At 54.0% G+C, this 7,180-nt stretch carries 7 protein-coding genes; 1 reads left to right on the top strand and 6 read right to left on the bottom strand.

The genetic code is table 11. The annotated features are described in order from the left end of the window. The first annotated feature begins 79 nt into the window (after positions 1–79). A complete protein-coding gene (locus ACI3UA_RS01300; RefSeq protein ID WP_439723029.1) occupies positions 80–643 on the top strand; it encodes a hypothetical protein in 564 nt (187 codons plus the stop codon). Between the two features lie 47 nt (positions 644–690). On the opposite strand, the gene ACI3UA_RS01295 is transcribed toward ACI3UA_RS01300, so the two are convergent. The 6 genes from ACI3UA_RS01295 to nirJ1 all read right to left on the bottom strand — a co-directional run. Beyond that, complete coding sequence (locus tag ACI3UA_RS01295; RefSeq protein WP_439723028.1) at positions 691–2,466, bottom strand: DUF4080 domain-containing protein; 1,776 nt, start codon at positions 2,464–2,466, stop codon at positions 691–693. After that, positions 2,463–3,104: a hypothetical protein gene (locus ACI3UA_RS01290; protein ID WP_439723027.1), complete on the bottom strand. Its 642-nt coding sequence runs from the start codon at positions 3,102–3,104 to the stop codon at positions 2,463–2,465. The genes ACI3UA_RS01295 and ACI3UA_RS01290 overlap by 4 nt, the downstream gene beginning before the upstream one ends. Positions 3,105–3,160: 56 nt before the next feature. Further along, the gene (locus ACI3UA_RS01285) at positions 3,161–4,012 is read right to left on the bottom strand and encodes a histidinol-phosphatase (protein WP_439723026.1); all 852 of its coding nucleotides are present in this window, start codon (positions 4,010–4,012) and stop codon (positions 3,161–3,163) included. A gap of 68 nt (positions 4,013–4,080) precedes the next feature. Further along, positions 4,081–4,881 (bottom strand): HAD family hydrolase, encoded by an 801-nt coding sequence (locus tag ACI3UA_RS01280; RefSeq protein WP_439723025.1) that lies wholly within the window; start codon positions 4,879–4,881, stop codon positions 4,081–4,083. 161 nt (positions 4,882–5,042) lie between these two features. Beyond that, entirely contained in the window at positions 5,043–6,038 is a 996-nt protein-coding gene (gene nirJ2 / locus ACI3UA_RS01275) for a putative heme d1 biosynthesis radical SAM protein NirJ2 (RefSeq protein ID WP_439723024.1), read from the bottom strand. Further along, positions 6,038–7,180 (bottom strand): putative heme d1 biosynthesis radical SAM protein NirJ1 (nirJ1, locus tag ACI3UA_RS01270; RefSeq protein ID WP_439723023.1); only part of this gene is annotated, 1,143 nt, incomplete at its 5' end. The genes nirJ1 and nirJ2, both read right to left, overlap by 1 nt.

The following is a 7,180-nucleotide window of genomic DNA, read 5'->3' as shown; positions in this document are numbered from 1 at the left end:
TAACTTTTGTGCTAAAATACCCCTGTTGATGGAATGAACCGTAACAATATAAACACATTACTTGATGGAGGTAATTTGCATGGAATACACAAATTTTCAGGTGGGTGAAAAGTTTCCCCTGCCTATCAAAAATCAGGGGGACGGGGGACTTTTTCAGATAGATGCCAACGGCTGCATGTTCATCCTGCAGCTGAGCAAGACCGACGTGATTGCCACGGAGGCATTCCGCACCGGCAAGCTGGAACTGGGACTGTATGAGCAGGATGGCATACTGTTCCTTCTGTACAAAATTGACGGCATCTTCAAGGATGGCTGGGGGGATTGCCCATTGGGCGTCCAGCTGCTGCCGCCGGGATTGAAGCCTATTCTGGAAGATTTGCAGGAGCCTGTACTGCACATGTATCTGGTGGATACCAACCTGCAGATTTTGCTGGCACAGCGCACAGTCGAGCTTTCAGAGGAATTTTTCAGCCAGCTGCACAAATCCGTAAAGGCACAGCTGGAATCCTCCATGACACCGGGAGCCTTTGTAACCACCCTGCAAAAAATCTGGGGACAGCATTCCTCCAAAGACATGAGCGAAAACCTCATTGTCCGTCAATCCATAGAAATGAAAATCCCGCCTGTAATGCCGCGGCACTAAAAACCCTTGCCATGACACCCGGACGGGATTGCTATTGGGCTGGCCGGTTATATCTGCAATAGCTGATAGCCGGCTTCGGCCTTTGTAAAATCAAATAAAATAAAAACAGGCTTCCCTGTTTTTGGCAGTCTTTGCCCTGCCTGCCACTCATGCACCGGATAATAAAAAGCCTCAATGTGATAATTGTGCCTTATGTCGCGCCAGTTGGTGAACTGAAAGCCCTCTATCGCATTTGCGGCATTAACCGGTGTTTTATTTTGCCAAAAATCAGCTATCTGCCGCTTGAAGGCTTCGCCGTTCCACGCCAGCTCCTGCGGCCTCAGCTGTCCTTTTTCCGCCAGCAGTACATCAAAGCGCAAAAGGCTGTCTATCAGCTCGTCCGCCGTTTCCCTGCCAGCCTGGCTGCCATAAGCGGTACGCAGAAAACGGCCCATTATCTCATACAGCGCTTTGACGCTGTGCCCCTGATGATGGTACTGCCGCTCCTGCCAGAAATCTGCCAGCTTCCGATAAAAACTGAAGGCATCGCCATTTTCGCCGCAGGCAATAAAATAATTGCAGGCACGGCGGCATCTGCCGGCGTTATGATACAGCTCAAACACGGCCTCAAAAATATGCAGCCAGTGAATCTCCCCATAGGTCAGGCTGTCATTGGACAACACCTCATAGGGGCCGATGTCCATATATTGATAGCCGTATGCTTCCACCAGCTCCATCATTGCCGAGCCTTTCAGGAATTTCAAAAAGCCCAGCTGCAGCATATCCGTATCAAGGGCATAAACCGCATTAAAGGAATTGGCAAAGGAGGCCATATCCTCGCCCGGCAGGCCGATAATCAAATCCGTATGGATGTGCATATTGCGGTTCTTCAAAAGCCGGCAAATATTATCAGCCAGCCGCTCCCAGTTATTTGCCCGCTGAACCTGACGCAACACCTGCGGATTGACGGACTGAATGCCGATTTCCAGCTGTACCCGATGCCGCGGCATGGCCTGCAGAAGCGCAATTGCCTCAGCATCCAGATAATCCGCCGCCACCTCGAAATGGAAATTGGTGCGACAATCCGGCGGCAGATCACGAATAAACTGCAAAACAGGCATAAAGTGCTTCTTGTCAGCGTTAAATGTCCTGTCCACGAATTTCACCTGACGGACATTGTGACGGACAAAGAACGCCAGCTCCTGCCTGACCAATTCCAGAGGGCGGTATCTCACGCCCCGGCTGGCGCAGGACAGGCAATAGGCGCAGGAAAAGGGACAGCCCCGGCTGGTTTCATAATACAGAATCCGCTCGCCCAGCGCCTGCATTTCACAGTCGCGATAGGCAAAGGGCAGCTCTGCCGCATCCGCTATCTCCGCCACGCCATTATCCATAAACCTGCCGGACCTGATGCTGGCAACGCCCGTTATGCCGCTGGTCGCATCGTCCCCTGCCAGCAGCCGTCCCAGAAGGGAAGCCAGCGCCTTTTCTCCCTCGCCGCGGATGACATAATCCACCGCGGGCACCTGACGCAGAAATTCCTCCGTCCCATAGGATACTTCGGGGCCGCCGCAAATCAGCACCGCCTCCGGCAGCACCCTGCGCACCTGGGGCAGCAGTGCCTTTATCAGCTGAATATTCCAGATATAGCAGGCAAAGCCGATGATATCCGGCCTTGCTTCATAAATCCGCCCCAATATCTCAGGCAGATAGTTATTTATCGTCAGCTCCAGAAGCTCCGGCTCACATATTCCTTCCCTGCAGCAGCTTTCCCGCACATACCTGATTGCCAGGCAGGTATGGGTATATTTGGCGTTCAGCGCCACCAGCAAGACCTTTTTCAATGCTCCTCCACAAATTCCGCATCCACAGTCAGCACCTCCGGCACATCAGTGATAAACCACTGCTTTGCCGCCTTGCCGATGGTTCTGGTGGTAGCCGCATCAATGGCTCCGCTCAACACCATGCCCATCAGCGGCACGCTCTTCCCCACTACCTTGCCGGTCAGATTCACTGCCGCCTTCTGCGCCGCTTTTTCCAGCACGGCGGAGGTCAGCTTGTTGACCACCTTGGAGCCCAGCGCACACAGCATCAGCGCCTTCTTTACCTTCTCATCCTCCAGCTTCCAGCCGCCCATCAGGGCGATAGCGGCCGCCATGCGCATCTGCAGCAGGGTACTGCTGACGAGATTTATCGGCAGGGTCATCAGGCCGCCTGCACCTGTAGCGGCTCCCAGCAGGCCTGTCTTTACCTGATAATCCTTCACCAGCTTGTCAGCCCGCTCTGCCAGCGTCCCGCCCTTGGCCAGATATGTACCGGCCAGTTCCTCCGCGCTGTCCAGCCCCGGCAAATCCGCATTGGCCGCCATTTTGTACGCCCAGTCCAGTATCAGCGAATAACTGCCGGCGTCCCCCTTCAGCACATCGTTCATCCATTTTGCCGCCTGATCAAAGCCCGGCAGGCCCGAAAAATCCAGCTTCATACACAGTACCGCCCTTCCAGCACAACCTAATACATCAATTCCGGCATCCCTGTCAATCAGCCCAGGGGAACCATCGTCCTCTTTCTGTGGTCGAAGGTCATGCCCTCGGTATACCCGAACTGCTTCACGTAGGCGATAGCCTCGTCAATATAACTGCCGCAGTCCTCCGGCTTGTGGGAATCCGACGAGGTGATAACCGGCAGCTTGTACTCCGCCGCAATCCTCATAAAATCAGGATACGGGGAAATCTCGGCAATCGGATAGCGGTACAGGGTCCCTGTATTCACATCAATGCCCATATCCGCCCGCTTCAGGGCCTCCGCCGCCCTGACCAGATAAGGGGTCACATCGAAGTCCGGCAGGAATTTGTACAGGCGCAGGTTGAAAGGATGCCCCAGCACGTCGTACAGCCCGCCGGCGCAAAGCTGCTCTATCTCCTGGGTGTACCACTCATAGATATCGCGCAGGGAATGCCTGCTCCACTCATCCTTGATTTCAACGGAATCATACGCCCAGCCCCTGATAAAGTGAATGGACCCGATGACATAATCAAAATCATAGCCGGACAGAATCTCCCGCACCTTGTCCTGATTCTGAAAATTGCAGACCTCGATGCCCGTCCTGACCTTGTAGCCCAGGCTCCTGAGCTTTGCCATAAAGGCAAAATAATCATCCAGCGTATGCTTGAACTTGTTCTTTTTCAGCCACTGCTTCTGAAAGCTGCCCACAAAGGAATCATCCAGTATCAGATCATCATAATAGAGCTGCTCAAACTCCGGAAATGTATGGGTATGCTCGGAAATGCCGATTTCATCCAGCCCCCTGGCCGCGGCCGCCTCAAAGAAGCCCTTCACCCAGTCCGTATCATAGTCGCCATACTCAAAATGCATGTGATAATCGTATTTCATTCTCAAACCTTCTTCTTCAAATCAGGCACATCCCCTGTGCCCATCCACCGCCCGGAGGGCGCGCCCCCTTAAATCAGTCCCTGACGAATGAACTCCTTAATCTGCTCCATTACGCCATGCTCCGCGTTGCTCTTGCACTGGAACCGTGCCACCTTTTTCAGGTCAGGATGCGCATTGGCCATGGCATAGCCATAGTATACCTCCTGCATCATCTCATAATCGTTCATATAGTCGCCAAAGGCCGCACATTCCTCCGGCTTGAAGCCGAACTTCTCCTGTACCTTGCGGACAGCCCAGCCCTTGTTGGCCTCCGGATTCAGATAATCAACCCACACATTGCTGCTGAGGGTGCGGTGCAGATAGGTGTCCACCCCGGACATAGGCTCCCAGATATTTTTTACGGAATCCTCTTCCTCGTTGTCGGCAAGGGCCAGCTTGATAAAATCATCGTCAATGTTCTCAAAGCTGTCCACATACTCGGCCTGGGTGTAGTATTTCGTCAGCTCCCCGATGTAAGGCTCCCACTGGCGCAGGATATAGCCCTTTTTCTTGCCGCTTACTACGGGATAGACATTCCCCAGGGACAGCGCCTTGTCCAGCACCTTCATGTATTCCCGCTTGTCAATGACGCTGGAAAACATTTCCTCGCCCCGATAGCAGGAAAAAGCGCCATTCTCCGCCAAAAAGAGGAAATCCTTCTCATACTTGCCCATCTGATACATCAGGGCAAAATACTGACGCCCGCTGGTAGGAGCAAAAATCACATTGCGCTTTTTCAGCTCCGCCATGACCTCATCAAATTCTGCCGGCAGCTGGCTGTTCTCATCCAGCAGTGTACCATCCATGTCCGAAAAAATCACCTTAATCATACAAACACCCCTACAAGTCAACACAAATGAATAACGAAGAAAATATTTCCACGAACTGCGCCCTGCAATATGGAATGTACTCAAAGAAAACCCTCGTTGCGCCTCATTACTTGGCGAGAGCGTGCTTTCATGAGTACATTTATATGCAGAGCGCGGATATGTCATTGTCCTTTTCGCCCGTGGTACAAACACCACGGCTCCTCTGCCATATAGTCCCCCTCATGGTAATACGCCGCCCTGGCCCGGCAGCCGCCGCAGGCCCTCTTGTACTGGCAGCTGCCACAGCCGCCGGAATATTCCAGAGTTCGCAACCTGTTCAGCACCTCGCTGTTTTTCCATATCTCATCGAAAGGAGTTTTGCGGACGTCCCCCAGCTCCATGTTGAGATAAGCGCAAGGCTGTACCTTGCCCCTCGGACTAATTATACAATAAGCCGTTCCCGCCAGACAACCTCTGCGGAAGCGGGTTTTTATGCCCATCTGGGCGGCAATCCGCAAAAACTGCGGCGCACAGGTAGGCTTCAGCTCGATAGCCACCTCCTGCTGTTTCTTCATAATCCGCGTCAGGGTGTCCTCGTAGGCCTCCGCCCGTAGGGACTCCGCCTCGATGGTCTTTGCCCTGCCCGTAGGCACAAGGAAGAAGAAATGATGGGCAACCGCCCCCTCTGCCACGGCAAAGTCTGTCAGAGCCTCCAGCTCGTGATTGTTCCACTCCATAACCGTGGTATGAATCTGGAAGGGCAGGCCTGCCGCCCGGCAGTTGCGCATGCCCTGCACAGCCCCCTCCCAGGCCCCAGGAAACTTGCGGAACCTGTTGTGCTTTTCCCTGTCCATGGAGTCGAGGGAAATCCCCATGCCCATGGCACCGGCGGCCTTCAGCCTCTGTGCCATCTCAAGGGTAATCAGGGTACCGTTGGTGCCAAAGACCGGCCGCAGGCCCAGGCTGGAAGCATAGGCCACCAGCTCCACAATATCAGGCCGCATCAGAGGCTCCCCGCCGGAAAAAATCATAATCTTGAAGCCCGCCCTGGCAATCTGCTCCAAAAGCGTCCTTGCCTCCGCCGTGGACAGCTCTTCCTCCGCCTTACAGCCCGCATCGCGATAGCAGTGGTCACAATACATATTGCAGGCGTTGGTGGTATTCCAAGAAACAATCATCAGTTGCTACCTCCCGTAATGCCGATTTCCTCATCTGTCAGATAGCAGGAAGGGTCAGACGCCCAGAAATCACCTGTCACGGCCTCGGCCCGCGTGCGGAAATTGCCGTTGCAGTTGTCAAGGAATCTGCATTTTGCACAGCGCCCTTTCAAAAGAGGCTTCCTGTCCTTCAGGCCTGCCATAATCGGATGGGACGTATCCTGCCAAATCTCGCTGAACTTCCTCTCCCGCACGTTGCCAAAGGTGTGGTGCTGGGTAAACTGGTCAGGATGCACATAGCCGAAGGGGTCCACCTCCCCAAAGGCAATGCCGGAGCGGTTGCCGCCATTCATGGCAATATACCTCCTTATCTGCTCCGCCTGGGCATCGTTGCCCTCTGCCACAGCCTTCAGGTACATATACACCCCGTCGCAGTGATTGTCCACCGTCAGGATTTCCTTTTCCAGACCCCTGTCCTCAAAATCCTTCGTGCGGCGGATAATGGTATCCATGGCGCGGCGGGATTCCTCCGCCGTCACATCCTGATTCTGCATGGCACTGCCCCTGCCGGAGTAGACCAGATGATAGAAGCAGACCCGGTTGATATTTTCCCGCTCGATAAAATCAAAGATATTATCCAGCTCCTGAATATTGTGATGATTGATGGTGAACCGCAGTCCTACCCTCTGCCCGACGGCCACGCAGTTCTGAATGCCTGCCATGGCCTTCTCAAAGGCCCCTTCCACGCCCCGGAACCTGTCATTGACGTCCTGCAGGCCATCCAAAGAGATACCCACATATCCTACGCCAATGTCCTTGATGCGGGCGGCCACCTCACGGGTAATCAATGTGCCGTTGGTGGACAGGGTAGGGCGCACGCCTTTTTTCTGAGCATACTCAGCCAGCTCGAAGAAATCAGGGCGAATCAGCGGCTCACCGCCGGAAAACAGCAGCACCGGCACATGGAAATCCGCCAGGTCATCAATAAAGGCCTTTGCTTCCTCCGTGGTCAGCTCGTTCCGATATTTTTTGCTGTCCGAGCTCATATAGCAATGGCGGCATTTCAGGTTGCAGGTCTTGGTAGAATTCCAGACCACCACCGGCCCCATGCCCTCACCTGCACCATTGCGCATGGCATGGGCAGATTTTGTATAGCGCAGGGA

It is taken from the genome of Anaerovibrio sp., from assembly GCF_051866355.1.
Lineage (GTDB): Bacteria > Bacillota > Negativicutes > Selenomonadales > Selenomonadaceae > Anaerovibrio.
Note: the sequence above shows the minus strand (reverse complement) of the source record. Positions and strands in the feature narration are given on the sequence as shown.

Bases quoted from the DNA above. Each gene is read 5' to 3' on its own strand.
- ACI3UA_RS01300 (WP_439723029.1), top strand. From the start codon at position 80: ATGGAATACACAAATTTTCAGGTGGGTGAAAAGTTTCCCCTGCCTATC.
- ACI3UA_RS01290 (WP_439723027.1), bottom strand. From the start codon at position 3,104: ATGAAGCTGGATTTTTCGGGCCTGCCGGGCTTTGATCAGGCGGCAAAA.
- ACI3UA_RS01285 (WP_439723026.1), bottom strand. From the start codon at position 4,012: ATGAAATACGATTATCACATGCATTTTGAGTATGGCGACTATGATACG.
- ACI3UA_RS01280 (WP_439723025.1), bottom strand. From the start codon at position 4,881: ATGATTAAGGTGATTTTTTCGGACATGGATGGTACACTGCTGGATGAG.
- nirJ2 (WP_439723024.1), bottom strand. From the start codon at position 6,038: ATGATTGTTTCTTGGAATACCACCAACGCCTGCAATATGTATTGTGAC.